The sequence below is a fragment of the Modestobacter sp. SYSU DS0511 genome (genome assembly GCF_054050755.1).
On the sequence record NZ_JBJGZY010000001.1, the window covers coordinates 131919 to 156481 of the forward strand.

The 24563-nt window shown below is 75.6% G+C and carries 23 protein-coding genes; 12 read left to right on the forward strand and 11 right to left on the reverse strand.

Annotated elements, in window-relative coordinates:
- Positions 1-21 precede the first annotated feature (21 nt).
- Complete coding sequence (locus ACI783_RS00620) at positions 22-201, reverse strand: hypothetical protein (protein ID WP_457138639.1); 180 nt, start codon at positions 199-201, stop codon at positions 22-24.
- Positions 198-350, reverse strand: coding sequence for a hypothetical protein (locus ACI783_RS00625; RefSeq protein ID WP_457075582.1), 153 nt, complete (start codon positions 348-350; stop codon positions 198-200). The genes ACI783_RS00620 and ACI783_RS00625 overlap by 4 nt, the downstream gene beginning before the upstream one ends.
- Positions 351-425: 75 nt before the next feature.
- On the opposite strand from ACI783_RS00625, the gene ACI783_RS00630 reads away from it, so the two are divergent.
- Positions 426-2075 carry a bifunctional 3'-5' exonuclease/DNA polymerase gene (locus ACI783_RS00630; RefSeq protein ID WP_457138640.1) on the forward strand — a complete coding sequence of 550 codons (1650 nt, stop codon included), beginning with the start codon at positions 426-428 and terminating at the stop codon, positions 2073-2075.
- A gap of 91 nt (positions 2076-2166) precedes the next feature.
- Here the strand turns inward: ACI783_RS00630 and ACI783_RS00635 are convergent, their stop codons facing one another.
- Positions 2167-2385 carry a hypothetical protein gene (locus tag ACI783_RS00635; protein WP_457138641.1) on the reverse strand — a complete coding sequence of 73 codons (219 nt, stop codon included), beginning with the start codon at positions 2383-2385 and terminating at the stop codon, positions 2167-2169.
- 237 nt (positions 2386-2622) lie between these two features.
- Between ACI783_RS00635 and ACI783_RS00640 the strand changes: the two genes are divergently transcribed.
- Positions 2623-3726, forward strand: a complete 1104-nt coding sequence (locus ACI783_RS00640) for a glycosyltransferase (RefSeq protein WP_457138642.1) — start codon at positions 2623-2625, stop codon at positions 3724-3726.
- Positions 3723-4451 carry a GDSL-type esterase/lipase family protein gene (locus ACI783_RS00645; RefSeq protein WP_457138643.1) on the forward strand — a complete coding sequence of 243 codons (729 nt, stop codon included), beginning with the start codon at positions 3723-3725 and terminating at the stop codon, positions 4449-4451. Before ACI783_RS00640 ends, ACI783_RS00645 begins: the two co-directional genes overlap by 4 nt.
- Here the strand turns inward: ACI783_RS00645 and ACI783_RS00650 are convergent.
- Positions 4428-5408, reverse strand: coding sequence for a patatin-like phospholipase family protein (locus ACI783_RS00650; protein ID WP_457138644.1), 981 nt, complete (start codon positions 5406-5408; stop codon positions 4428-4430). The two genes, ACI783_RS00645 and ACI783_RS00650, sit on opposite strands and share 24 nt — an antisense overlap.
- 183 nt (positions 5409-5591) lie before the next feature.
- Here ACI783_RS00650 and ACI783_RS00655 point away from each other — a divergent pair, with 183 nt between their 5' ends.
- Genes ACI783_RS00655 through ACI783_RS00670 form a run of 4 tightly spaced genes read left to right on the forward strand, consistent with a single transcriptional unit; the run spans position 5592 to position 10609 of the window.
- Positions 5592-8057, forward strand: a complete 2466-nt coding sequence (locus ACI783_RS00655) for a molybdopterin oxidoreductase family protein (RefSeq protein WP_457138645.1) — start codon at positions 5592-5594, stop codon at positions 8055-8057.
- On the forward strand, positions 8054-8536 hold the full coding sequence (locus ACI783_RS00660) for a hypothetical protein (RefSeq protein ID WP_457138646.1): 483 nt from the start codon (positions 8054-8056) through the stop codon (positions 8534-8536). The genes ACI783_RS00655 and ACI783_RS00660 overlap by 4 nt, the downstream gene beginning before the upstream one ends.
- Positions 8536-9219, forward strand: a complete 684-nt coding sequence (locus ACI783_RS00665; protein WP_457138647.1) for a GPR1/FUN34/YaaH family transporter — start codon at positions 8536-8538, stop codon at positions 9217-9219. The genes ACI783_RS00660 and ACI783_RS00665 overlap by 1 nt, the downstream gene beginning before the upstream one ends.
- A gap of 34 nt (positions 9220-9253) precedes the next feature.
- Positions 9254-10609: a DUF2254 domain-containing protein gene (locus tag ACI783_RS00670; protein WP_457138648.1), complete on the forward strand. Its 1356-nt coding sequence runs from the start codon at positions 9254-9256 to the stop codon at positions 10607-10609.
- 27 nt (positions 10610-10636) lie between these two features.
- Here the strand turns inward: ACI783_RS00670 and ACI783_RS00675 are convergent, their stop codons facing one another.
- Positions 10637-11242, reverse strand: a complete 606-nt coding sequence (locus ACI783_RS00675; protein WP_457138649.1) for a copper chaperone PCu(A)C — start codon at positions 11240-11242, stop codon at positions 10637-10639.
- A gap of 159 nt (positions 11243-11401) precedes the next feature.
- Between ACI783_RS00675 and ACI783_RS00680 the strand changes: the two genes are divergently transcribed.
- Both ACI783_RS00680 and ACI783_RS00685 read left to right on the forward strand, forming a co-directional pair.
- Positions 11402-12949: an LLM class flavin-dependent oxidoreductase gene (locus ACI783_RS00680; RefSeq protein ID WP_457138650.1), complete on the forward strand. Its 1548-nt coding sequence runs from the start codon at positions 11402-11404 to the stop codon at positions 12947-12949.
- Between the two features lie 345 nt (positions 12950-13294).
- Entirely contained in the window at positions 13295-14167 is an 873-nt protein-coding gene (locus ACI783_RS00685; RefSeq protein WP_457138651.1) for a hypothetical protein, read from the forward strand.
- A 198-nt stretch (positions 14168-14365) separates the two neighbouring features.
- Here ACI783_RS00685 and ACI783_RS00690 read toward each other — a convergent pair whose 3' ends face one another.
- Complete coding sequence (locus ACI783_RS00690; protein WP_457081282.1) at positions 14366-14659, reverse strand: hypothetical protein; 294 nt, start codon at positions 14657-14659, stop codon at positions 14366-14368.
- Between the two features lie 125 nt (positions 14660-14784).
- Between ACI783_RS00690 and ACI783_RS00695 the strand changes: the two genes are divergently transcribed.
- Together ACI783_RS00695 and ACI783_RS00700 are read left to right on the forward strand one after the other, a co-directional pair.
- Complete coding sequence (locus ACI783_RS00695) at positions 14785-16575, forward strand: DUF2207 domain-containing protein (RefSeq protein WP_457138652.1); 1791 nt, start codon at positions 14785-14787, stop codon at positions 16573-16575.
- Positions 16576-16613: 38 nt separating this feature from the next.
- Positions 16614-18071 carry a protein adenylyltransferase SelO gene (locus ACI783_RS00700; RefSeq protein ID WP_457138653.1) on the forward strand — a complete coding sequence of 486 codons (1458 nt, stop codon included), beginning with the start codon at positions 16614-16616 and terminating at the stop codon, positions 18069-18071.
- 10 nt (positions 18072-18081) lie between these two features.
- On the opposite strand, the gene ACI783_RS00705 is transcribed toward ACI783_RS00700, so the two are convergent.
- The 3 genes from ACI783_RS00705 to ACI783_RS00715 are packed head-to-tail and all read right to left on the reverse strand — an operon-like array spanning position 18082 to position 20832.
- Complete coding sequence (locus ACI783_RS00705) at positions 18082-19116, reverse strand: 5-methyltetrahydropteroyltriglutamate--homocysteine methyltransferase (RefSeq protein WP_457138654.1); 1035 nt, start codon at positions 19114-19116, stop codon at positions 18082-18084.
- A 51-nt stretch (positions 19117-19167) separates the two neighbouring features.
- Positions 19168-20097, reverse strand: a complete 930-nt coding sequence (locus ACI783_RS00710) for a DUF389 domain-containing protein (protein ID WP_457138655.1) — start codon at positions 20095-20097, stop codon at positions 19168-19170.
- 60 nt (positions 20098-20157) lie between these two features.
- Positions 20158-20832, reverse strand: coding sequence for a M23 family metallopeptidase (locus tag ACI783_RS00715; protein WP_457138656.1), 675 nt, complete (start codon positions 20830-20832; stop codon positions 20158-20160).
- A 161-nt stretch (positions 20833-20993) separates the two neighbouring features.
- Here ACI783_RS00715 and folP point away from each other — a divergent pair, with 161 nt between their 5' ends.
- Positions 20994-21866 (forward strand): dihydropteroate synthase, encoded by an 873-nt coding sequence (folP, locus tag ACI783_RS00720; RefSeq protein ID WP_457138657.1) that lies wholly within the window; start codon positions 20994-20996, stop codon positions 21864-21866.
- A 198-nt stretch (positions 21867-22064) separates the two neighbouring features.
- On the opposite strand, the gene ligM is transcribed toward folP, so the two are convergent.
- Together ligM and ACI783_RS00730 are read right to left on the reverse strand one after the other, a co-directional pair.
- A complete protein-coding gene (gene ligM / locus ACI783_RS00725; RefSeq protein WP_457081269.1) occupies positions 22065-23462 on the reverse strand; it encodes a vanillate/3-O-methylgallate O-demethylase in 1398 nt (465 codons plus the stop codon).
- Between the two features lie 99 nt (positions 23463-23561).
- Entirely contained in the window at positions 23562-24425 is an 864-nt protein-coding gene (locus tag ACI783_RS00730) for a methylenetetrahydrofolate reductase (protein ID WP_457138658.1), read from the reverse strand.
- Between the last annotated feature and the right edge of the window lie 138 nt (positions 24426-24563).

Consider the following 24563-nt stretch of genomic DNA (forward strand, 5'->3'; position numbering starts at 1 on the left):
CGCGGGCCGGGCCCAGCCGGACTAGGCGGGGACGCCGTCCGGGTCGTCCGGTCCCTCCGGGTCGACGGTGGGCTCGACCGGCAGGTCCGGCTCGGGTGGGGCCGGGGGCAGGTCGTCCGGGGTGTCCGGCAGCAGCGGACCGGGGTCGTCCGGCATCGGCGCGTTCGGGTCCAGCGGCGGGTACTCCGGGTCGGCGGTCACAGCAGCCGGTCCAGGTCGTCGGGGCCGGGACCCGTGCCGCCGGAGTCACGCAGCGGGGAGGTCTCGGGCAGGTCGTCGTCCGGCGGCTCGGTGGCCACCGGGCCCTCGGCGTACAGGGTGTCGGGGTCCCTCGGGTCGATCTCGGTCATCCGCCTGCCCTACCCGGGCGACGCGCCCTGACGCACGGTGGCGCCGTTGTCGGCCCCCTCGGCGAGACTGGGCGGGTGGAGCGGCTCCTGCTGGTGCGGCGGGGCGGGAACGTCGAGGTGCGGGCGCACGCCGGCGGCGAGGTGGAGGTGACCCGGCTGCCGGCCGCGGAGCTGCCCGGCTTCGTGGCGGCGCGGGAAGCGCCGGCGGTCCGCTGGATCTGGGACGACACCACCCGCTGGTACCCGGCGTTGCTGGACGCCGGGGTTCGGGTCGGGCGCTGCACCGACCTGCGGCTCTGCCACGCGCTGCTGCGCCGCTCCCCGTTCGTCGACCAGGCACTGCTGGCCGGCCCGGACACCGCGGGCTGGGACGCGCTCCAGCCCCTCGTCGCCGCCGACCCCGCGCTCTTCCCCCTCGCCGACCCGGCCGACGCGCTCGACCCGGCGGCCGAGGACCGGCGGCAGCAGGCCGCGCTGGCGGCCGCTGCCCAGCGCGGCCGGCTGGCGCTGCTGCTGGCCGCGGAGTCCTCCGGCGCGCTCGTCGCCGCGGAGATGACGCACGCCGGCCTGCCCTGGCGGACGGACCTGCACGAGCGGCTGCTCACCGACCTGCTCGGCCCCCGGCCCCCGTCGGGCCAGCGCCCCGCGGTGCTGGAGCGGCTGGCTGCGGAGATCCGCAGCGCTCTCCGGGCGCCGGAGCTCAACCCCGACTCCCCGGGCGGGCTGCTCCGGGCGCTGCAGACCGCCGGACTGCCGGTCGAGGACACCCGCTCCTGGACCCTCGAGCAGCTCGACCACGCGTGCGTCCCGGCCGTGCTGGAGTACAAGAAGCTGTCGCGGCTGCTGGCCGCGAACGGCTGGAACTGGCTGCACACGTGGGTCCGCGGCAACCGCTTCCGGTCGGTCTTCGTGCCCGGCGGGGTGGTCACCGGGCGCTGGGCGTCGAACGGCGGTGGTGCCCTGTCGGTGCCGACCCAGATCCGCCCGGCTGCGGTCGCCGACGAGGGCTGGCGGTTCGTCGTCGCCGACGTCGCCCAGCTGGAGCCGCGGGTGCTGGCCGGGATGAGCAGGGACGCCGCGATGGCCCAGGCGGCGCGGTCGGCCGACCTGTACGCCGGCATGGTCGCCGACGGCACGGTGGCCACCCGGGCCGAGGCGAAGGTCGGCATGCTCGGGGCGATGTACGGCGGCACCCGCGGGGAGAGCGGGCGGATGATGCCGCGGCTGACCCGCCGTTACCCCCGGGCGATCGGGCTGGTCGAGGAGGCCGCCCGGGCGGGGGAGCGTGGCGAGGTGGTGCACACCCTGCTCGGCCGCGGCTCGCCGCTGCCCACCGGCTCGTGGGCGGAGCCGGCGACCGACCTGGGGGAGCCGCCGGAACCGGCCGGATCGCGGGAGGACGCCGACCGGCGCCGCCGCGCGTGGGGGAGGTTCACCCGCAACTTCGTCGTCCAGGGCACCGGTGCCGAGTGGGCGCTGTGCTGGCTGGCCGACCTGCGCAACCGGCTGTGGCAGCTGGGCGAGGGAGCGCTGACCGACCGCCCGCACCTGGTCTTCTTCCTGCACGACGAAGTGCTGGTGCACACCCCGGCGCGGTACGCCGACGACGTCGCCGCCGCGGTGCGGGACTCGGCCGCGGTGGCCGGGCGCCTGCTGTTCGGGGAGTTCCCGGTCGACTTCCCGCTCGACGTCGCCGTGGTCCGGTCCTGGGCGGACGCGGACTGAGCCGGACGCGGACTGAGCCGGACACGCAACGGGCCCCGCGGCCGGGTGACCGCGGGGCCCGCTCACGTCCGTGCGGAGTGCTGGACCGGCCTCAGGCGAGGCCCTCGTTGTGCGGCTCGATGCTGGCCGAGGGGTCGACGCCCTCGTCGGCAGCGGGCTGCACGGGTCCCTCACCGGGCTGCGAACCGCTGCCGGCCGCGGTGTTGCGCGAGGAGCGCTCCGGGTCGGTCACGTCGGTGGTGGTGGGCGCCTGGCCGATCCGCTTGGCGGCCTCGCCCGTGCCGGTCTCCTCGATGTCGTGCTCGCTCACGTGTCCTCCATCCGATGGATACGGTCAGCTGCGTCCGGGTTCCTACCCGGGGCGCCGCGGACCACGCACCGATCGCGCAACCGGCCCGGTCCCGAGGTCGACGTCCGGTCACGGAGAGTTCGCCGGCTCTTCAGCCCACCCGGGGGTGGACGTGGGGCCGGCCGCGCCCGGGGGCGGGCAGGCTGGGCGCATGCCCGGAGCACCGACCCCGGAGGCCCGACGCGGGTGGACCGGGGGATGAGGGTCCTGCAGGCGGCCAACTTCGTCTCGGCCACCTCGGGGGGACTCCGCACCGCCCTCGACCACCTCGCCGCGGGCTACGCGGCGGCGGGCCACGAGGTGGTGCAGGTCGTCCCGGGAGCCGCGGACGAGGTGGTCCGCACCGGCTGGGGGCGCCGGGTCGTGCTGCGCGCCCCTGCCCTGGTGGTGGCCCCCGGCTACCGCGCGCTGCTGGACCGCCGGCGGGTCCGGTCGGTGGTCGAGCAGATGGCCCCGGACACGGTGGAGGTGCACGACCGGACCACCCTGCGCTGGCTGGGGCGCTGGGCGCGTGGCGCGGGCGTGCCGGCGCTGGTGGTGAGCCACGAGCGGCTCGACCGGTGGGTGCGGCAGTGGACCGGGCTGCCCGGGGCGGCGCTGGCCGACCGCACCAACGCCCGCCTGACCCGCGACTTCGACGCGGTCGTCTGCACGACCGAGTGGGCCGCCGAGGAGTTCCGCCGCATCGGCGCACCGAACCTGGCCGTCGTCCCGCTGGGCGTGGACGCCGGCACCTTCGCCGCCCGCACCGTCGAGCGGCCCGAGAGCACCGGCGAGCTGCGGCTGGTGATGGCCAGCCGGCTGTCCTGGGAGAAGCGCCCGGACCTGGCCGTGGCGGCGCTGCGCGAGCTCCGGCGCCGCGGCGTGCCGGCCCGGCTGGTCGTCGCGGGCGAGGGACCGCTGCGTCGCCCGCTGCAGGCGGTCACCCGGGGGCTGCCGGTCGAGTGGCTGGGGTTCGTCCGGGGGAGGGACCGGCTGGCCCAGGTGCTGGCCGACGCCGACGTCGCCCTGGCCCCCGGCCCCATCGAGACGTTCGGGCTGGCCGCCCTGGAAGCGCTGGCGTGCGGCACCCCGGTGGTCGCCGCGTCCCGCTCCGCGCTGCCCGGGGTCCTCGGCCCGCGGGCCGGTCGTGCCGCGGCGGGCACCGGGGCGGCCTTCGCCGACGCCGCGCAGGACCTGGTCGGCGTCCCGGAAGGCGTCCGGCGCCGGGCCGCCCGGGCGCGGGCCGAGGAGTTCTCCTGGAGCGCGACGGTGCAGGGGTTCCTCGCGGTGCACACCGACGCGCGGCAGGTGGCGGTGTGACGCTCGTGGCGGCCCTGGGCGACAGCCTCTCCTGCGGTGAGGGCGTCGGGCTGCGCATCGAGGCGGAGCGCACCTGGGTGGGGCTGGTGTCCGCCGCGCTGCCGGGGGCCCGGTTGGTGCCGCTGGCGACCGCCGGCGCGCGCGTGGCCGACGTCCGGGACCGCCAGCTGCCCCGGGTGCCCGGCGAGTTGGACCTGGCGACCGTGCTGGTGGGTCTCAACGACGTGGCGCGCTCGGGGTTCGTCCCCGACGCGGTGGGCGGCGGGCTGCTCGACGTCGTCACGGCCCTGCGGGCGCGGCGTGCCGAGGTGCTGGTCGGCCGGCTGCACGACCCGGCCGCGGTGCTGCGCCTGCCCGGGCCGGTCGCCCGCGCGGTGCGGCAGCGCGTCGCGGTCGTGAACGCCGCGGTCGACGCCGCGGCGGAGCTGCCCGGGGTGCACGTCGTCGACCTGGGAGCCGTGCCCGCGCTGGCCGGTGCACCCGGCTGGGCGGCCGACCGGGTGCACCCCAGCCGGGCCGGTCACCGCGGCCTGGCCGCCGCCGCGACCGAGGTGCTGCGGGCAGCCGGCTGGGTCCCGGAGCCGGTGACCGGGCCACCGCCGGGCCGGGGACCGACGACGGGGGAGCAGGCCTGGTGGGCACTCCGGCACGGGCTGCCGTACGCCGTCGGCCACGCCCGTGAGCTGGGCGGGCCGGTGGCCTCAGCGGTCCTGCGTCGCAGCTGAGGCGGCCCACGGCCGACCGGCGAGCCAGCGCCCGGCCGTTGCCCGGCCGGCCTCCAGGAGCTCGGTGGTACGGCGGACGTCCCGTGGCCCGGCCGGCAGCGTCTCCAGCAGCCCGGCGGCCCAGGCGTCGGCGACGTGCGGCAGCACCGCCACCCGCGGGTCGTCGAGCGCCTCGCGGACGGCGGCGCGGTTCGCCGCGGCCCGGGCCACGGTGAACGACCGCAGCACCGTGTCCAGCGCCCCCGGGCCGCTCTCCTCCGGTGCCACGTAGGCGGCACGCCCCTCGGTCACCGGGACGCCGCAGGCCAGGGCCGGGACGACGTCGGAGGCGGCTGCGCAGACGTCCACCCGGCCGGTCACCGGCGCCAGGCCGCAGTCGAGCACCAGGACCCGGTCGTCGGGGCCGGCGACCTCCAGCGCGGCCGACACCGGGACGCCGTCGACGATGCCGCCATCGACGTGCCGGTGCCCGTCGGGGAGCTGCACCGGGCGGAACAGCCCGGGCAGTGCGGAGCTGGCCACGAGCGCGTCAGCCACCGCTCCGGCGGCGTGCCGGGCGGCCGTTCCGCAGTCCAGGCAGGTGGTGGTGACGGTGATCGGCACCGACAGCTCGGCCAGGTCGTGCGCCGGCACGTGGGTGGCGATCATCCGGCGCAGCGGCCGGTCGTCGAGCAGCGCCCCACCGCGGCGCAGCGAGCGCGCCAGCCCGGCGGTGCGGGAACGCCAGCCGGGGCGCAGCACACCGGTCAGGACCGGGTCCTGCCACAGCCCGGCGAGCTCGTCGGCGCGGCGGGCGTCGGGGCGGACGGCGAGGAACGCGGCGTTGATCGCGCCGACGGAGGCGCCGTGCAGGTGGTCGACCTCGACCCCGGCCCTGAGGAGCGCCTGCAGCGCGCCGGCCTGGAAGGCGCCCAGTGCGGCGCCGCCGCCGAGCACGACGTGGGTGCGTTGGGGCACGCGGGTCCTCCTCTCCGGTCCGGGTGAGCGCTCCACGCTACGCGCGGCCGCGCGGTCCGCCGGCCCGTCACCACCGGCCGCTGGGGGTGTCATCGACCTGCCGACCGCGCCGGGGGTGTGCCCGGCACCGGGACGGGGCACCGTCCGCAGCGACGACGACGCCGAACGAGCTGGAGACCTCCGATGCAGCGGACCGACCGCATCGCCGAACCGTGGGGCACGCGCACCCCGTACGGGCCGGGGGAGCACTGGCCCGTGCGCGTCGACACGCACCTGGCCGAGGGGGTGGACGAGACCGAGGTCGACCGGTGGGTGCAGTCGGCGACGATCCTGCACTCCAACGGCGACGGGCTCGACATCGCGGTCAAGGACGGCGAGATCGTCGGCGTCCGCGGCCGGGCGGAGGACCGGGTCAACCACGGCCGGCTCGGCCCCAAGGACCTGTTCGGCTGGCAGGCCAACAACTCCCCGGACCGGTTGACCACGCCGCTCATCCGGCGGAACGGGGAGCTGGTGGAGACCGATTGGGACACCGCCATGGACGCCGTGGCCGGCCGAGCCCAGGAGCTGCTGGCCGAGCAGGGCCCCAGCGCCATCAGCTTCTACACCACCGGCCAGCTGTTCCTCGAGGAGTACTACACCCTCGGCCTGATCGCCCACGGCGGCATCGGCACCAACCACGTCGACGGCAACACCCGGTTGTGCACCGCGACCGCAGCGGCGGCGCTGAAGGAGTCCTTCGGCAGCGACGGGCAGCCGGGGTCCTACACCGACATCGACCACGCCGACGTCATCGCGCTCTTCGGGCACAACATGGCCGAGACCCAGACGGTGCTGTGGACCCGCGTCCTGGACCGGCTGGCCGGCCCGAACCCGCCGCGGGTGATCTGCGTCGACCCGCGCGAGACCCCGGTCGCCCGCGCGGCGACGGTGTACCTGGCGCCCCGGCCGGGCACCAACGTGATGCTGATGAACGCCCTCCTGCACGAGGTGATCGCCAACGGCTGGGTGGACGACGACTACGTGCAGGCGCACGCCGTCGGGTTCGCGGAGCTGGAGAAGCGGGTGGCCGACTACCCGCCGGAGCTCGCGGCCCAGATCTGCGACGTCCCGGTGGAGCAGATCCGCGAGGCGGCCCGCGTCCTGGGCACCGCCGAGCGGCTGATGTCCAGCGTGCTGCAGGGCTTCTACCAGTCCCACCAGGCGTCCGCGGCGGCCACGCAGGTCAACAACCTGCACATCATCCGGGGGATGCTCGGCAGGCCCGGCTGCGGGCTGCTCCAGATGAACGGCCAGCCGACGGCGCAGAACACCCGGGAGTGCGGCGCCGACGGCGACCTGCCCGCCTTCCGCAACTGGTCGAACGAGGAGCACGTGAAGGACCTGGCGCGGGTCTGGAACCTCGACCCGATGCAGATCCCGCACTACTCGCCGCCCACGCACGCCATGCAGATGTTCCGGTACGCCGAGGAGGGCTCCATCCGGTTCATGTGGGTGCAGGCCACCAACCCGGCGGTCTCCCTGCCGGAGCTGGGCCGGATCCGGGAGGTGTTGGCGCAGGAGCGGCTGTTCCTCGTCGTCCAGGACATCTTCCTGTCCGAGACCGCGCAGCTGGCCGACGTCGTCCTGCCCGCGGCCACCTGGGGGGAGAAGACCGGCACGTTCACCAACGTCGACCGCACCGTGCACCTCTCGGACAAGGCGGTCGAGCCGCCCGGCGAGGCCCGGCCCGACCTGGACATCTTCATCGACTTCAGCCGGCGGATGGGCCTGCAGGACAAGGACGGCCAGCCGCTGGTGAAGTGGGACGACCCGGAGGGTGCCTTCGAGGGCTGGAAGGAGTGCACCCGCGGCCGGCCGTGCGACTACACCGGGCTGAGCTACGCGAAGCTCCGCGGCGGCAGCGGCATCCAGTGGCCGTGCAACGACGAGCACCCCGACGGCACCGAGCACATCTACGTCGACGGCCAGTTCTGGGCCGCCCCGGACCACTGCGAGAGCTACGGCCGGGACCTGGTCACCGGCGCACCCCTGTCGCAGACCGAGTACAAGGCGCTCAACCCGCACGGCAAGGCGATCCTCAAGGCCGTGGAGTACGTGCCGCCGCACGAGATCCCCAGCCAGGAGTTCCCCTTCCAGCTGATCACCGGGCGGACGCTCTACCACTTCCACACCCGGACGAAGACCGCCCGCGCGCCGCAGCTGCAACGCGCGGCGCCGGAGGTCTGGGTGGAGCTCTCGGTCAGCGACGCCGCGGACCGCGGCTGGGCCGAGGGCGACCTGCTCGAGGTCAGCACACCGCGCGGCCGGGTGCAGGCCCGGTTGCGGATCAGCGGCATCCGCCCCGGCGTGGCCTTCCTGCCGTTCCACTACGGCTACTGGGACGAACCGGGCGGCCACCAGCCCGACGGCGAGCGCGGCCGCGCCGCGAACGAGCTGACCATCACCGACTGGGACCCGGTCTCCAAGCAGCCGCTGTTCAAGGCCGCGGCCGCCCGGGTCGAGCGGATCGCGACCGGCGACGGGCCCTCGGCCGCGCCGACGACCACCGGCTCCCGGCCGGTCACGGGCGCCGTCCCGCCGACCGTGGGCGGCCCCGCCGCGGAGAGCACCGAGGAGCTCGCGACCGTCACCGGAGGTGCACGATGAAGCTCGGTTTGGCCATCGAGGAGCTCCACCGCTCGGAGAACCACCTGGCGGGGGCGCTGCTGGCCGCCTCGGACCGGCACAAGGCCGACCACGAGGTCTTCTACGTCGCCCGCGACATCGCCCGGTGGTCGCAGGACCACGTGCAGGCGCTCGCCGCGATCGGGCAGGACTACGGCGTGCAGCTCGATCCCGAGCCTGAGACCGACCCCAGCCTGCTCGCCACCCTGCGGCAGAAGGCGTCGGACGCGGTGGGCCGCCGTTCGGAGCCGGGGATGCTGCTGCTGGCCGACCTGCGGCACATCCACCGGGAGGCCGCCGGGGTCTCGCTGGACTGGGAGCTGCTCGCCCAGGCCGCCCAGGGGGCGCGGGAGCCCGAGCTGCTGGAGCTGGCCGAGCGGTGCCACCCGGAGACGCTGCGGCAGATGCGCTGGGCCAACGCGAAGCTCAAGGAGTCCGCGACCCAGGCGCTGGTCAGCTGATGCCCGGACCGGACCGGGAGCCGGCCCCGCCGGCCACCCGGGTCGTCCTCCGCCCGCTGGCCACCCCCCTCCCGCTGGGCTTCCTCGCCCTCGCGCTGGCGACCACGGTGTTCAGCGCCGTGCAGCTGGGGTGGGTCGACCCGGACCAGGGCCGGATCGCCGCGATCACCGCACTGGCCGCGACCGTGCCGCTGCAGCTGCTGGCCTCGGTGTTCGGCTTCCTCAGCCGGGACCCGGTCGCCGCCACCGGCATGGGCGTTCTCAGCGGCACCTGGGCGGTGGCCGGGTTCACCACGCTCACGCTGCCGCCCGGCAGCACCAGCTCGGGGCTGGGCGTGTTGCTGGTCGCCGCCGGGCTGGCCATGCTCGTCCCGGCGGCGACGGCGGTCAGCAGCAAGGTGCTGCCGGCCCTCGTGATGGCGGTCGCCGCCGTCCGGTTCGGCACCACGGGGGTCTACGAGATGACCGGCTCCTCGGACTGGGAGGCGGTCGCCGGGTGGGTGGGCATCGCGCTGGCGGCGGTGGCGTTCTACACCGCCCTGGCCCTCGAGCTGGAGGGCGCGCAGGAGAAGACGGTGCTGCCGGTCGGCCGGCGCGGGCCCGGACGGTCGGCGATGGACGGGCAGGGCTCGCTGGACCCGTCCGCGCTGGCCGCGGAGGCCGGCGTCCGGCCGCAGCTGTGACCCCGACCGCCGACACACCCGGAGGAGGCCGGCGGTGAGCCGGCTGCGTGCGGGCCCGCTGGGGACCCTGGCCGACCAGGTGCGAGGCTCGCTGTGGCCGGTCCCGGTCATCGGCATCGTGCTGGCGGTCAGCCTGGGCATCCTGCTGCCCGCGGTCGACGACCGGCTCACCGACTTCGGCGACGACCCGCTGACCTTCGCCTTCGGCGGCGGGCCCGCCGCGGCGCGGGACCTGCTCAACGCGATCGCCGGCTCGCTGATCTCGGTGACCGGTCTGGTGTTCTCGCTGACCGTGCTGGCGCTGCAGCTGAGCAGCAGCCAGTACTCACCCCGACTGCTGCAGACCTTCGTCACCGACCGGGTCGTGCAGCTGACCCTCGCCCAGCTGGTGCTCACCTTCGTCTACGCCCTCACCGTGCTCCGCACCGTGCGGACGGCGGACGCGACGACGGGGGAGTCGGCCTTCGTCCCGCGGCTGTCGATCAGCGTCGCCTACCTGCTGACCCTGGGCAGCGTGGTGGCCCTGGTGCTCTTCCTCGGCCACCTCGCCTCGGTGCTGCGGGTCGAGACGATGCTGCGCGACGTCCACGACGAGTCCAGCGGCACCATCGCCCGGGAGCTCGGCACCCGGGAGGACCACCACCGGCCGGACCCGGGCGCACCCGGCGTCACCCGCGGCCGGGAGCTGCTGCTGACCGCCCGGTCCAGCGGCTTCCTGGTCGGGGTCGATGCCCGGGCCGCGGTGGCCGCCGCCGCCGAGGCCGGCGCCGTCGTGGAGCTCGGGGTGCGGATGGGTGACTCCGTCGTCGAGGGCACGCCGGTCGCCCGGGCCTGGCTCCAACCCGGCGCGGACCCGGACGTCCGGGCACTGACCGACCGGCTCGACGGGGCGCTGCGGCTGCACTTCGAGCGCTCGGCCGGCCGGGACGTCGCCTACGGCCTGCGCAAGGTGGTCGACATCGCGTTGCGGGCGCTGTCGCCGGGGATCAACGACCCGACGACGGCGGTGCACGCCCTGTCCCACGCCTCCGCGCTCCTCGGCCGGCTCGCGGTCAACCCGGCGGACGAGCGGGTGTTCCGGGACGAGGCGGGGACGGTGCGGGTGGTCGTGCCCCCGTGGGACCTGCCGGCCCTGCTGCAGCTGGCGGTCGAGGAGCCGCTGCACGTCGCCGACGGCCAGCCCGCCGTGCTGCGCCGGATGGCCGGCCTGCTGCGCGAGTTCGCCTGGCGGGCCCGCGGCCGCGGCGTCGACGACCTGGTGCTCCACTACGCCGACGCCGTCGCCGAGAGCGCCCGGCGGTCCACCCAGGTGCCGGAGACGGAGACCCGCGCCTGGCGCGACCGGGTGGCGCAGGCGCTGGCCGGGGAGTGGCCCGCCGGTCGACGCTGACCGGCGGGCGCTCCCGGCCGTACCGGGTCAGCCCTCCGACGGGGTCTCGCCCGACGGGTCCTCGTCCGGGTCCGGGAAGTCGTAGGTCGGCCGCGGGTCCATGTCCTCGGCCGACACCATCGCGTCGATGGTGACCTCGCCGGCCCGCTCGAAGGTGAAGGTCACCGGGATCGACTCGGACGAGCGCAGCTCGCTCTGCAGGTCGACCAGGGTGATCGCCGGCATGCCCTCCGCCCCGACGTAGACGTTGTCGTTGGCGGCGACCTCCAGGGAGATGTCGTCGCCGCCGGCGGTGCCGTCGGGTCCGGCGATCCGGGCGTCGGCGAAGTCCGGACCGCTCACGTCGACGAGGGTGTCCGCCTCGGTGCCGTCGTTGGCGATGCCCAGGAACAGCGAGGCGTCCTCGCCGGCCTCGTACACGCCGTCCAGGGGGTACTCCAGCTGCACCTGCAGCAGCTTGACGTTCTCGCTCACGTCCTCGTCGGGACCGACGGCGCCCCCGGTCACTTCCAGGGCGGCCGTCTCCCGGGGTGCGTCGTCGTCGCTCCCGCATCCGGCGGCGCCCAGCAGGGCGACGGCGCCGGCAGCTGCTGCGAGCACGCGTCGCCGGGGCGTGCGGTTGGTGGTGTCCACGGTCTGGTCTTCCTCCTCCGGTCGGTGACGGCCGGTCCGGCCGCCGTGGGACTCCCCGGCCACTACCCGGAACCGGCACCCGGTCGAGCGCCGGTCCCGGATCCGTGAGGCAACCGTGATGCGCACGGTTCCGGCGAGTCGGCGTGCGAGAGTCGGGGTGTGAGCGACCCCGGCCACCCGCTGTCCTTCGGTGCCTTCCTGACCCCGGCCAACGCCGACCCCGACCGGACCGTCGCCCTCGCGGTCCTGGCCGAGCAGGTGGGGCTGGACCTGGTCACGTTCCAGGACCACCCCTACCAGCCCGGCTTCCTGGACACCTGGACGCTGCTCAGCTACGTGGCCGCGCGCACCGGCACCGTCCACCTGGCCGCCAACGTCACCAACCTGCCGCTGCGGCCACCGGCCGTGCTCGCCCGCAGCGTCGCCAGCCTCGACCTGCTCAGCGGCGGGCGGGTGGAACTGGGCCTGGGCGCCGGCGCCTTCTGGGACGCCATCGCGGCGATGGGCGGCCGCCGGCTGACGGGTGGGCAGGCGGTGCAAGCGCTGGAGGAGGCGATCGAGGTGGTCCGCCAGGCCTGGGACGCCGACGCGCGCGGCGGCGTCCGGGTCGAGGGGGAGTTCCACCGGGTGGTCGGTGCGAAGCGCGGGCCGGCGCCCGCGCACGACGTCGGCATCTGGCTGGGCGCCTACAAGCCGCGGATGCTCGCGCTGACCGGCCGCCGGGCCGACGGCTGGCTCCCCTCGCTGAGCTACCTGCAGCCCGGTGACCTGGCCCGCGGCAACGCGATCGTCGACGAGGCCGCGGTCGCGGCCGGGCGGTCCCCGGCCGACGTGCGCCGGCTGCTCAACATCACCGGCACCTTCACCGCCCACGGTCGCGGCCCGTTGCAGGGGCCGGCCGAGCAGTGGGCCGAGGAGCTCGCCGAGCTGGCCCTGGAACAGCGGATCGGCACGTTCGTCCTGGGCAGCGACGACCCCGACGACCTGCGCCGCTTCGCCGCCGAGGTGGCCCCCGCGGTCCGGGAGCTGGTGGCCGCCGAGGGCGCGGTCGTCGCAGGCCCCGTCCCCGCCGCGGCGGAACCCGCGCCCGCGGTGGCCGGCGGGGTGTCGTCGTTCCCCGTCGTCCCCACGCCCGACGACGGGACCCGGCGCAGCGAGCGGCGGGTGTGGGACGAGTCGACGCGCCCGACCGGGCCGGCACCGGACCCGGGCCGCGGCTACACGCCGGACGAGCTGGCCCAGGGGCAGCACCTGGTCGCCATCCACGACGGCCTGCGCGCCGAGCTGGCCCAGGTGCAGTCGCTGGTCGACCAGGTGGCCGCCGGCACGATGGACGTCGGGACGGCGCGGTCGCACATCAGCGTGCTGACCATGCGGCAGAACAAGTGGACGCTGGGCACCTACTGCGAGGCCTACTGCCGGATCGTGACCACGCACCACACCATCGAGGACCAGTCGATGTTCCCCCACCTGCGCGCCGGCGACGCCCGGCTGGGTCCGGTCATCGACCGGCTGGAGCAGGAGCACCACGCCATCCACGACGTGCTCGAGGGCGTCGACCGGGCGCTGGTCGAGTTCGTCTCGGCACCGGACGGGATGGCCGGGCTGCGCGCTGCGGTCGACCTGCTCAGCGACACCCTGCTGTCGCACCTGGCCTACGAGGAGCGGGAGCTGGTGGAGCCGCTGGCCCGGCTCGGCATGCACTGAGCGCGGAGGTGCTCCCGCCTCCCACGCCCTCCGTGCGCATTCCCTGCGCTGCAGCACGGGGGATGCGCACGGAGAGCGGGGGAGGACCGAGCAGACGGTCCGGCGTGGGGCGCCTGGGACGCGAGGGGCGTCACTCGACGAATCGTCGACGGTGGATTGTCATGACTCCACAACGCACCTACGGTGGCTGGGTCCGGTCGGCCGTCCCGCCCCCTGTGCGGCGAGGTCCGAGTGGACGCCACCGACGTCCGCCCCGTCATCGTGGGGAAGGCGCCCGGTGGACCACCGCAGCCCGCGGCGCCCCTCCCAGGGCCCGCCGCCCGCCGTCTCGGAGCCCTCCTGCTCATGCGCCCCCGTACCACCGCTGCCCGCCGTACCCCGCCCACCGGCCTGCGCCGCCCCTCGCTCTACCTGGCCGTCGCCGCCGCCGGCGCGGTCGGGATGAACGTGCTCGCCGGGCCGGAGCCCGTCGCCCAGGCGGAGGCGGCCCCCACCGAGACGGTGAGCGTGGCCGAGGCGCTCGGCCTGACCGCCGGGGCCCGCCCGGTCGACCCGGCCCGTGACCTGGCGCCGCTGGAGCGGATGGCCGCCAGCCGCAGCAGCCGCGAGGACGCCCAGGTGGCGGCGCAGCAGGCGCAGGCCGCCGCCGACCAGGCCGAGGTCGAGCGCCTGGCCGCCGAGGCCGAGGCGAGGGCCGCGGCCGAGCGCGTCGCCGCCGAGGAGGCGGCAGCGAAGGCCGCCGCCGAGGAGGCGGCCGCCGAGGCCGCCGCGCAGCGGGAGGCGGCACCGGCAGCCCGGCCTCGGGGAGGCACCGCCGCAGCCGCGACGACCGCCGCCGCGGCGGCCGCGAGCGCGGTGGCCCGGATCAGCAACAGCGCGGGCGGCGTCCGGCCCGTGGTCCAGGCGGCGGCGGACGCTGTCGTCTCCGCCGTGCCCGGCGCCGGCAGCATCACCCTCGGCGGCACCCGTGCCAGCGCGGCCGACCCCGGCGGGCACCCCTCCGGCCTCGCGCTGGACTACATGGTGATGACGAACGCCGCACTCGGGGACGCCATCGTGGAGTACCACCGCGCGCATTGGGCCGAGCTGGGGGTCGACTACCTGATCTGGGAGCAGCGGATGCTCTCCTCGCCGTCGGGTTCCTGGAAGGCCATGGCGGACCGGGGCAGCGGCACGGCGAACCACTTCGACCACGTGCACGTGAACTACCGCGGCTGATCCCGCCGGGCGCCCGGCCGTCCGGCCCGGCGCCGCCTGACCAACGTCCCTGCCCCTCGAGCACCGGCAGCACGTGCGCACGCCACGGGGAGGACCTGCCGGAGATCCAGCAGTGACAGTGGACGCCGGCCGACGGGCACGAGCGGGTGCGGCGGAAGGAGCCGCTGCACGAGCCGTCCTGACGCCGGGCGGGTGCGGTCAGGGGCGCGGGTTCGTCCGCGTCCAGCCGCGCTCGTCCCGGCGGGCGCCCATGCCGGCCCGGCAGCGGCGGCAGACCTCGACGACGGCGTCGGCGTGCCGGCCGGACTCCGGCTGCGCGTCGGCCCAGCTGACGTGCGGGAACCGGCGCAGCCGCGACCGGCTCAGCGACAGGCCGCAGACCGTCTCGTTGCGCCCGGACTGCCAGGCGTGCACCTCACCGGCCGGCCGGCGGATCCCGTCGGGGTCGGTCCACTGGTCCGCGGCGGCGACCGCCGCGCTCCCTGTTCCCATGCGGTCCGCCCTACCCACTGCCCGCGCGCCCCGCACACACCGCTGCACGGCCCGCCGCGTTGACCGGCCGTCGCTGCGCGGCGATCCTCGGTCGGCTGCAGCTGGCACGACGGCGACAGGGACGCATGGACGGGGCGCACATGGACGGCACGGGCACACCGCGGGCACTCGCGACGGGCGGGCTGATCGTCCTCGGAGCGGTGCTGCTGGCCGGCTGCACCGGCGACGGACCGGCGGAGGCGATCCGCTCCTACGACGTGCGGGTCGAGGCGGCCGCCGACGGCTCGCTGCAGGTCACCGAGGTGATCGACTACGACTTCGGCGACGAGGAGCGGCACGGGATCGAACGGCTGATCCCCGAACGGCTGCCCTACGAGCAGACCCGCGACCGGCTGCACCCGGTCAGCGACGTCAGCGTCGACAGCCCCACCGGAGCCCCGGCGGACACCGAGCTGACCCGCGAGGACGGCGTGCTGACCATCCGGGTCGGCGATGAGGACACCGAGGTCAGCGGTCGGCACACCTACGAGATCGAGTACCGGGTCGCGGGCGTCGCCGACGCCGGCTCGGGGGTCGGCTCCGGGGTCGACGAGCTGCGGTGGAACGCCGTCGGCACCGGCTGGCAGGTGCCCATCGACGACGTCGACGTCCGGGTCACCGGACCGGCGGGCGCCGCGCCGGTCGAGGCGGACTGCGTCGTCGGCGGTGAGGGGTCGCGGACCCCGTGCGACGTCGCGGTCGAGCCCGGCGGCGAGCTGCACGCGCAGGCGTCCGGGCTGGGGCCGGAGGAGGGCGTCACCGTCGCCGGGCGCTGGCCGGCGGGCACCTTCGCCGCCGCGGAGCCCGTCCTGGACGACACGTTCAGCCCGGCGCAGGCCTTCCGGGCGACCCCGGCCACGGTGGGCCTCTCCCTCGCCGCGCTGCTGGCCCTCGCCGGCCCGGTCCTGCTGCTGGCCCGCCGCGGGCGTCCCCGCGGGCCGTCCGGCCCGTTGCCGCCGCAGCTGACCCCGCCGCAGGACGGGCGTCCCGCGCAGCTGGGCACCGTGCTCGACGGGCACGCCCAGCGGCACGAGGTGACCGCCACGCTGCTCGACCTGGCCGTCCGCGGTCACCTGCGGATCGAGGAGACCGGCGGCGCCGCAGCCGACGACGAGCGGGAGGACGCCGACGACGCGCCGGCGGACTGGCGGCTGGTGCGCACGGCGGCCGACCCGCGGGGCCTGCGCTCCTACGAGCGGCTGCTGCTGGACGGAGTCTTCGCCGAGGGCGACGTCCTCACCCTGTCGGACCTGCAGCCCCGGTTCGGCGGGCTCGACGGGCGGGTGCGTTCGGCGATCTACGCCGACGTGGTCGAGCTCGGCTGGTTCACCGCCAGCCCAGCGGCCGTGCGCCGCCGCTGGTACGGCCGGGGCGCCGGGCTGCTCGGCCTCGGCGTCGTCCTGACCGTCGTGCTCGCGGCGACCACCACCTGGGCGCTGGCCGGTCTGGGCGTCGTGCTGGCCGGGCTGGTCGTGCTCGCCCTCGCCGGGCGGATGCCGCAGCGGACTGCGGCCGGCGCGGAGGTGCACCAGCAGGTGGTGGCGTTCCGCGAGACCCTGGCCGCGTCGGACGCGCTGGCGCGGGTGGCCGCCGGCCGGGTCGACGACCTCGCGGGCGACCCGCGCGCCCGGTACCTGCCGCACGCGGTCGCGCTGGGCGTCGCGACGGAGTTCGCCCGGACGCTGGAGGCGGCCGGCCCGGCACCGGCGCCGGAGTGGTACGTGCCCGCGCACGGCGCCGGGTACGCCGGGATGTGGCCGGCCATGGTCGCGTTCTCCTCCCCGGACAACCCGGTGCTCTCCCCGCCGGTGAGCAGCGGCGCCGGCGGGACGTCGGTGGGCGGCGCGGCCGGTGGAGGTGGCGGCGGCAGCTGGTGACCCGGCCGGGAGCCGCGCAGGCTCGTACGCTGGACGAGGTGAGCATCGCCCCGGGACCGACCGTCCGCCTCGACGACCGATTCGCCCGCGAGCTGCCCGAGCTGGCGCTCCCGTGGCAGGCCGAGGAGGCGCCCGCCCCGACGCTGCTGGTCCTGGACGAGCAGCTGGCCGGGGAGCTCGGCCTGGACGTCGACTGGCTGCGCAGCCCCGAGGGCGTGCGCTTCCTCGTGGGCAACGCCGTGCCCGAGGGGGCGCACCCGGTGGCGCAGGCCTACTCGGGCCACCAGTTCGGCAACTACTCACCCCGGCTGGGCGACGGGCGGGCGCTGCTGCTCGGTGAGCTCGTCGACGACGGTGGCCGCCCGCGCGACCTGCACCTGAAGGGTTCCGGCCGCACGCCGTTCGCCCGGGGCGGCGACGGGCTGGCCGCGGTCGGGCCGATGCTGCGCGAGTACGTGGTCAGCGAGGCGATGCACGCACTCGGCATCCCGACCACCCGCTCGCTCGCCGTCACCGCCACCGGGCGGGACGTGCGCCGGGAGACCCTGCTGCCCGGCGCGGTGCTGGCCCGGGTGGCCAGCAGCCACCTGCGGGTGGGCACGTTCCAGTACGCCCGCGCCACCGGCGACGTCGACCTGCTCCGCCGGCTGGCCGACGTCGCGATCGCCCGGCACCACCCCGCTGCAGCCGACGCCGAGCAGCCCTACCTGGCGCTCTTCGAGGCGGTCGTCGCCGCCCAGGCGTCGCTGGTGGCGCAGTGGATGCTGGTCGGCTTCGTGCACGGGGTGATGAACACCGACAACGTCACGATCTCCGGCGAGACGATCGACTACGGCCCCTGCGCGTTCCTCGACGGCTACGACCAGGCCACCGTGTACAGCTCGATCGACACCGGTGGCCGCTACGCGTACGGCAACCAGCCGCTCGCCGCGGAGTGGGACCTCGCCCGGCTCGCCGAGGCGCTGCTGCCGCTGCTGCACGACGAGCAGGAGCAGGCCGTGCCGATCGCGGTCGAGGCGCTCGGGCGGTTCCGCGCCGAGTACAACGCCGTCTGGGGCGCCGGCATGCGCGCCAAGCTCGGCCTGAGCGAGGGCGGCGACGAGGCGGCCGCCGTCGTCGAGGACCTGCTGCCGCTGCTGCAGGAGAGCCGGGCCGACTGGACGTCGTTCTTCCGCGCCCTCGGTGCCGCCGCCCGCGGCGACGCGGAGCCGGCCCGCCGGCTGGTGCTCGACCTGGCCGCGTTCGACGGCTGGCTCGACCGCTGGCGGGCGCTCGCCCCGGACGCCGACCTGATGGAGCGCACCAACCCGGTCTACGTGCCGCGCAACCACCTGGTCGAGGAGGCCCTGGACGCCGCCACCGCCGGCGACCTGGGCCCCGTCCAGGAGCTGGTCGCCGTGGTGACGCGGCCCTTCGACGAGCGGCCCGGCCTCGAGCGGTACGCCGCACCCGCGCCGGACACGTTCGGGCCCTACCGCACCTTCTGCGGCACCTGACCCGCTCCGGCTACAGCTCCGTGCGCAGCACCGCGGCGGCCTCGGCGAGCGAGCGCATCTTGCCCGCCGCCGACTCCCTCGGCAGGTACTTCAGCCCGCAGTCGCTGGACAGCAGCAGGCGGTCGACGTCGACGGAGTCCAGCGCGCGGCGGACCCGGTCGGCGATCACCTGCGGGGTCTCCACCTCCGGGGTGGACAGGTCGAGCACGCCCAGGGCGATGCCCTTCCCGCGCAGCGGCCGGAGCGTCGCCGGGTCCAGGTGCGACTGGGCGGTCTCCACCGAGACGGCGGCGACCGGGACGTCGGCGAGCTCGGGGAGGAACGAGTAGCCGGCCGGTCGCTCGGCGACCATCGCGGCGTAGCCGAAGCACAGGTGCACGTGCACCGGCCCGGGGGCGGCCTCGACGGCGCGGGTGAGCGCCTCGGCGCCGTACTGCCGGGCGATCTCCGGGCGGGCCTGCAGCCACGGCTCGTCGACCTGCACGATGTCGGCGCCGGCGGCGAACAGGTCGGCGATCTCCTCGCGCACCACGTCGGCGTAGGCCAGCGCCAGGGCCCGGTCGTCGGGGTAGTGGTCGTTCTGCGCCTGCTGCGCCATGGTGAACGGCCCGGGCACCGTGATCTTCACCGCCCGGTCGGTGTGCGCGCGGAGGAACCGCACGTCGGCGACCTGCACCGGGGCGGGGCGACGCAGCTCGCCGGTCACCCGGGGCACCGGGATGTCGATGCCCGACCGGTTGCGCACGTGCCCGGGGTCGTCGAGGTCGAGCCCGGCCAGCGCGGTGGCGAAGTGGTTGGAGTAGGACTCCCGGCGGATCTCCCCGTCGGTGACCACGTCCAGCCCGGCCTCCTCCTGGGAGCGGATCGCCGCCAGCGTGGCGTCGTCCTGGGCCTCGGCGAGGTGCTCGGGGGGGATGCGCCACAGCTCGGCGGCCCGCACCCGCGGCGGGAACTGGTGACCCAGGCGCTCGCGGTCGATCAACCAGTCGGGCTGCGGCAGGCTGCCGACCACCATCGTGGGCAGGGGAGGGAGCTCGCGCGGCATCCGCCCATCCTGCCGGGCCGGCCGCGGGCGCGCGTGCCCGGGGCCGGCCGGTCAGCTGGTCGCGGGTCGGCCGTCGTGCCTGCGGTGCCAGGCGAAGACCCCCACCGACATCGCGGTGACCACCGCTGCATCGACGGCCCACCTGCCGAGGGCGCGCAGGGCCAGCTCGCCGTCGCCCGCCACGACGGCCATGGCCGCCAGGCTCAGCGACGGGATGAGCCCGAGGGCGATCATCACGCCGGCGGTCAGCACCCGGCGGTTGATCACCAGCAGCAGTGCGCCCCCCAGCCCGCCGACGACGGCCACCGCCCAGCTCACCCACGACGTGGTCGAGAAGTAGCTGACCAGGGCCGCGGACGACAGGTAACTGCTGGTCCCGGCGTCCAGCGCGTCAGCGCCGAAGACGATCGCGGCCAGTGCGCTCACCGCCGCGCCGGCCGCCAGCGCGGCGTACCCCTTGGCCACGGCGACCAGGCCGCGCCGCCAGGCCGCGCTGCGCTCGACGAGCCCGAGGGCGACCCGGCTGAACGGCTCGAAGCCGGGGGCGATGACCATCGCACCGATCACCAGGTGCAGGCTGCCGCTGGCCAGGCCGAACCCCGCGATCAGCCCGGCGGTCGCCATCACCCCCACCTTCCCGGCGGTCATGGTGCTCTCCCGGCCGATCTCGAGCTCGATCTCCTCGGCCGTGCCACTGGTGATGTCCTCCATCACGTCGTCGTGCCGGCCGGCCGAGACGGTGCTGGCCGGTCGGCTCGTCGAGAGCGAGACGGCGGAGTCCGTGCCGGCCCCGCACCGGTCGGCCAGCCGCATCACCTCGGCCAGCCGGCGGTTGGTCACCTCGACCGCGACCACGTCGCCGGGGGGCTGCAGTGACGCTCCGCGGAACACCTTCAGCGACAGGGGCTCCATCCCGCGCAGTTGCTGCACGGCGGCCTCCACCCGGTCGGGGGGCAAGGTGATCTCCACGGTCCTCGGCATGACGGGCGTCTGCCCGGTCGGGGACCGGGGCAACCCTCGTTGCGCTGTCCTGGGCGGGGGTCACCGCGGTTCGACCACGTCGTGCTCGCCGGGCATGCCGCGTGCCAGGTCGAACGGCGGCCCGCCGCCCGCCGGCGACACCCGCAGGTCGGTGAAGACCATCGGCACCCCGCGGGCGCGGAACGGGTCGGCGTCGTCCATCACCTGCAGGTGCACGTGCGGCTGGGTGGAGTTGCCCGAGTTGCCGCACGCGCCGAGCGGATCGCCGGGTTCGAGGTGCTGGCCCACGCGCACGCCGACCGACCCGGCGCGCAGGTGCGCGAGGACGACGAACGCACCGTCACCGGCAGCCAGGACCACGTGGTTGCCCGCCAGCGCCCCCGCCCCGCCTCGGGCCCGCGATGCCTGGGTGAGCGCGTACGACATCCGGGCCGGCGCCGACCGCCGCGCCGCGTGGTCCGGCTCGCCGTCGTGCACGGTCACCACCCGGCCGGCCGCGGGGGAGAGCACCGGCTGCCCGAAGGCGACGAACCGCTCCGGCGGCTCGGTGGCCAGCGCCGTCCGCCAGTCCCGGGTGCGGGCGGTGTCCTGCCCGGCGACGGCGACGAAGTCGATCGCGTAGGTGGTGGCGAACAGGTGGCTGCCGTGGCTGGGCACCCGTCGCGCCGGGCTGTTCACCGCACGCCAGGTGCCGCGGAACGGCAGCCGCAGGACGGCGGGCTCGGATCTGGGCATGCGGCTCCTCCGGTCCGGGGTGGGCAGCCGGAGCATCCACCCGGAGCGGGTCATCTGTCGCGGTCCGGGTGGGGCAGCGGCCCGATCCGGCTGGGGCGCCGGCTCCGTAGCGTCGACGGATCGGCGGCCGCCCGGCGCCGCCCCGTCCCAGGGAGCACCGCGTGGCCACCGTCGTGAACCCGCCCAGTGCGCCGCCGCTGGCCCACCCGCTGCTCCGTCGGTCCGACCGGTGCGCCGTGCTCGGCGTCCTCAACGTCACCCCGGACTCGTTCTCCGACGGCGGGCTGTGGTCGACCCCGGACGCGGCCGTGGCCCACGGCCTGGCGATGGCCGCCGACGGGGCGGACTACGTGGACGTCGGTGGCGAGTCGACCCGCCCCGGCGCCGACCGGGTGGCGGTCGCCGAGGAGCTGCGCCGGGTGGTGCCGGTGGTCGCCGAGCTGACCGCGGCCGGCGTGGCGGTCAGCGTGGACACCACCCGGGCGGCGGTGGCCGAGGCGGCGATCTCCGCCGGTGCGGTGCTGGTCAACGACGTCAGCGGTGGGCTGGCCGACCCGGCGATGGCCCGCGTGGTCGCCGACGCCGGGGTGCCCTGGGTGCTCATGCACTGGCGCGGCCACAGCCGGGACATGTACGCCGCGGCCCGCTACCGCGACGTCGTCGCCGAGGTGCGCGCCGAGCTGACCGCGCGGGCCGACGCCGCCGTCGCCGCCGGCGTGGACGCCGGCCGGCTGGTGCTCGACCCCGGGCTGGGGTTCGCCAAGCGCCCGGAGCACGACGTGGCGCTGCTGCGGCACCTCGACGCGCTGGTCGATCTGGGGCTGCCGCTGCTGGTGGGCGCCTCGCGCAAGCGGTTCCTGCAGGCCGTGCTCACCGAGCAGGGCGGGGTCACCCGGACCGCGGAGCAGCGTGACCCGGCGACCCTGGCCACCTCGGTGCTGGCCGCGCAGGCCGGCGCCTGGGGCGTGCGGGTGCACGAGGTGGCCGGCACCGCCGACGCCCTGCGCATCCTGTCGGCCGTCACCGGGAGCTGAGTACGGCGGATGCCTCGCCCCGAGCGGTGATCACCTCGCGTCCAGCGGGGCCTCGGAGCCGGGATGACCCCGCTGGGCCCGAGGTGATCATGCGGGCGAGTGGGCGGCGGTGAGGCCGCCGCCACCGGAAACGACCAGGGGCCGGGGAACGCTGCGGCTGCAGCGTTCCCCGGCCCCTGGCGTGACCGACCGGTCAGGTCAGTCGCCGGTGCGCCAGCCGGGCTGGTAGCTCTCGCGGGCCATGGCGGTGTACGGCGCCGGGCTCACGATGGCGCGCACGCTGAACTGCTCGTGCGGCTCGACGGTGGTCTTCTTGCTGCCGCCGTTCGGCTCGCCCCAGATGACCCGCACCTCGGCGCCGTGGGGGACGCTCGGGTCGACGGTCGCCAGGGACAGCGCGACGCGCTCGTTGGAGCTGTAGCCGGTGAACATCGACAGGCCCAGCAGGCTCCCGTCGGCGTCCTCGACCCGGTCGAAGCTCGACGAGCCGTAGTTGGCGTTCGGCAGGTCGAAGAACTGGTAGCCGGGGCCGTTCTTGTCGACCGGCGAGGCCAGCAGCTTGGCGACGTCCTCGGCGTTCCACTCGAGCGTGACCTTGCGGCGCTGGCTCTCCTTGTCGACCGCCTCCAGCGCGTCACGGCCGATGAAGTCGTGGTCGAACTTCACGAAGCCGCCGTAGCCCAGCTCCCACGGGTTCTGGTAGTAGTCCTCGATGTTGTCGGACACGTAGCTGCCGGCGAGGGCGTTGGTGGCCTCGTAGCCGTCGGCCGGCAGCCACTCGCGGTACTCGCGCAGGCCCTCGCTGGTGTAGACGGCGGGCAGCGGCGAGGGGATCCAGCCCGACTCCAGCGTGTTGCTCGAGTAGGCGCGCGAGCCGCAGGGCTCGATGCCGAACTCCTGGCCCGCCTCGAGGATGGCCTCGCGGGTCTGGTCGTAGGTCTCGTACGGACCCCAGATCTCCAGGCCCGGGGCACCGGCCATGCCGTGGCGCAGGGTGCGCACCTGGTTGCCGGCGATGTTCATGGTGCTCATCCGGAAGAACTTGAGCTGCTCGACCGGGCCGCCGTTGAGCTTCTCGATGACGTCCCAGGCGCGCGGGCCCTGGATCTGGAAACGCCAGACGCTGCGGGTCACCTGCTTGCCGTAGGGGCGCGAGGGCGAGCGGGGGTCGTTCTCCAGCTCGACGTCGTAGCCCTTGCTGCCGTGGAACATCAGCCAGTTGGCCACCGGGGCGCGACCGACGAAGACGAACTCCTCCTCGGCCAGCCGGAAGAGGATGCCGTCACCGATGACGCCGCCCTCGGGCGAGACCGGCACGAACTGCTTGGCGCTGTTCACCGGGAAGTTCGCGGTGCTGTTCACGCCGGTGTCGGTCAGCAGCTTCAGGGCGTCCGCGCCGCGGACGTAGGTGTTGAACATGTGGTGCGACTGGTCGAACAGCACGGCGGTGTTCTGCCAGGACTTGACCTCGCGGCGGAAGTTCGTGAACTCCGCGGGCACCACGGGGTAGATGTAGGCGCCGATCTGCGAGTCGCGCAGCAGCTCGACGGTGTTGCCCTTCTGGTCCAGCAGTTCCTGCAGGTTCTTGGCGCTCATCTGGGTCCGTTCGTCGTTGAGTTTTCCCGGTGCCGTCCAGGAGGGCGGCGGGGCTGTGCGGGCGGGACGGTGCGGGTGGGACGGTGCGGTGGCGCCGGCCTACTCGGCGAGGCGGGCGAGCATCTGCTGCCGCCACGCCTCGGTCGGCGCCAGGTCGTTGAAGGTGAAGACGTGGAACTTCTCGATCCGCTGGTCGGGCGCGCCGATCTCCGGCGCCAGGCCGCGGATGATGCCGTCGGGGCTGTAGCCGCCGGGCAGGAAGAAGCGCCACAGCAGGTTCTGCTGCTTCTTGAGGAACTTCGCCGACTCGCCGACGCCCAGCCCGTTGGAGACCCGCAGCAGCTTCTGCCGGGTCACCGCACCCGGGATACCGATGTGGATGGGCAGGTCGATGTCGCGCCGGCGTAGCTCACGGGCCCAGCCGAGGATCCGCTTGCTGTCGAAGCAGATCTGGGTGGTGATGTGCTGGGCGTAGGGCGCCTTGTCGGCGAGCGCACCGTAGAGCACGTCCTCGGAGACCGACGGGTGGCCCTCCGGGTGACCGCCGATGCCCACCTCGGTGAACGGGTGGCCGATCTCCTTCATCGCCAGCAGCAGCGCGTGCGCGTCCTTGAACTCGGTCGGGGTGTCGGTGGGGTCACCCCCGACCACGAACACCTCGGTGATGCCGGCCTCGCGCACCTGGGCGATGACGTCGGTCAGGTGCGCTCGGTCGGAGATCTGCTGGGCGCTCAGGTGCGGGGCGACGGTGTAACCGGCCTTGGTCAGCCGGACGGCCAGCTCGACGGTGGCCCCCATGCCCTTGGCGGGGGAGGCGGTGACCGTCAGGCGCACGTCGGTGGGCACGTGCTCCTGCACGTCGTCGCCGGTCTTCTTGAACGGGATGACCTCGTAGCCGAGGGTCTCGAACGTCCGGCGCAGGGCAGCGCGGGTCTCGGGGCTGCGCGGAAGCGACCTGTTCACTCCGTGTCCCTTCCTCGTGTGGTGCGCGCCCGGGGCCGGGGCGCGGGCGGCGGGGTCTGGGCGGGCCGGCCGGTGCCGTTCGTCCCACCGTCACGATAGGGACGACCTTGTGACCGGCGGCACAGTGCAATGGCGGGA

Coding starts and splice junctions, on each gene's coding strand:
- ACI783_RS00625 (WP_457075582.1), bottom strand. CDS start 350: ATGACCGAGATCGACCCGAGGGACCCCGACACCCTGTACGCCGAGGGC.
- ACI783_RS00640 (WP_457138642.1), top strand. CDS start 2,623: ATGAGGGTCCTGCAGGCGGCCAACTTCGTCTCGGCCACCTCGGGGGGA.
- ACI783_RS00655 (WP_457138645.1), top strand. CDS start 5,592: ATGCAGCGGACCGACCGCATCGCCGAACCGTGGGGCACGCGCACCCCG.
- ACI783_RS00660 (WP_457138646.1), top strand. CDS start 8,054: ATGAAGCTCGGTTTGGCCATCGAGGAGCTCCACCGCTCGGAGAACCAC.
- ACI783_RS00665 (WP_457138647.1), top strand. CDS start 8,536: ATGCCCGGACCGGACCGGGAGCCGGCCCCGCCGGCCACCCGGGTCGTC.
- ACI783_RS00685 (WP_457138651.1), top strand. CDS start 13,295: ATGCGCCCCCGTACCACCGCTGCCCGCCGTACCCCGCCCACCGGCCTG.
- ACI783_RS00690 (WP_457081282.1), bottom strand. CDS start 14,659: ATGGGAACAGGGAGCGCGGCGGTCGCCGCCGCGGACCAGTGGACCGAC.
- ACI783_RS00695 (WP_457138652.1), top strand. CDS start 14,785: ATGGACGGGGCGCACATGGACGGCACGGGCACACCGCGGGCACTCGCG.
- ACI783_RS00705 (WP_457138654.1), bottom strand. CDS start 19,116: ATGCCGCGCGAGCTCCCTCCCCTGCCCACGATGGTGGTCGGCAGCCTG.
- ACI783_RS00710 (WP_457138655.1), bottom strand. CDS start 20,097: ATGCCGAGGACCGTGGAGATCACCTTGCCCCCCGACCGGGTGGAGGCC.
- ACI783_RS00715 (WP_457138656.1), bottom strand. CDS start 20,832: ATGCCCAGATCCGAGCCCGCCGTCCTGCGGCTGCCGTTCCGCGGCACC.
- ligM (WP_457081269.1), bottom strand. CDS start 23,462: ATGAGCGCCAAGAACCTGCAGGAACTGCTGGACCAGAAGGGCAACACC.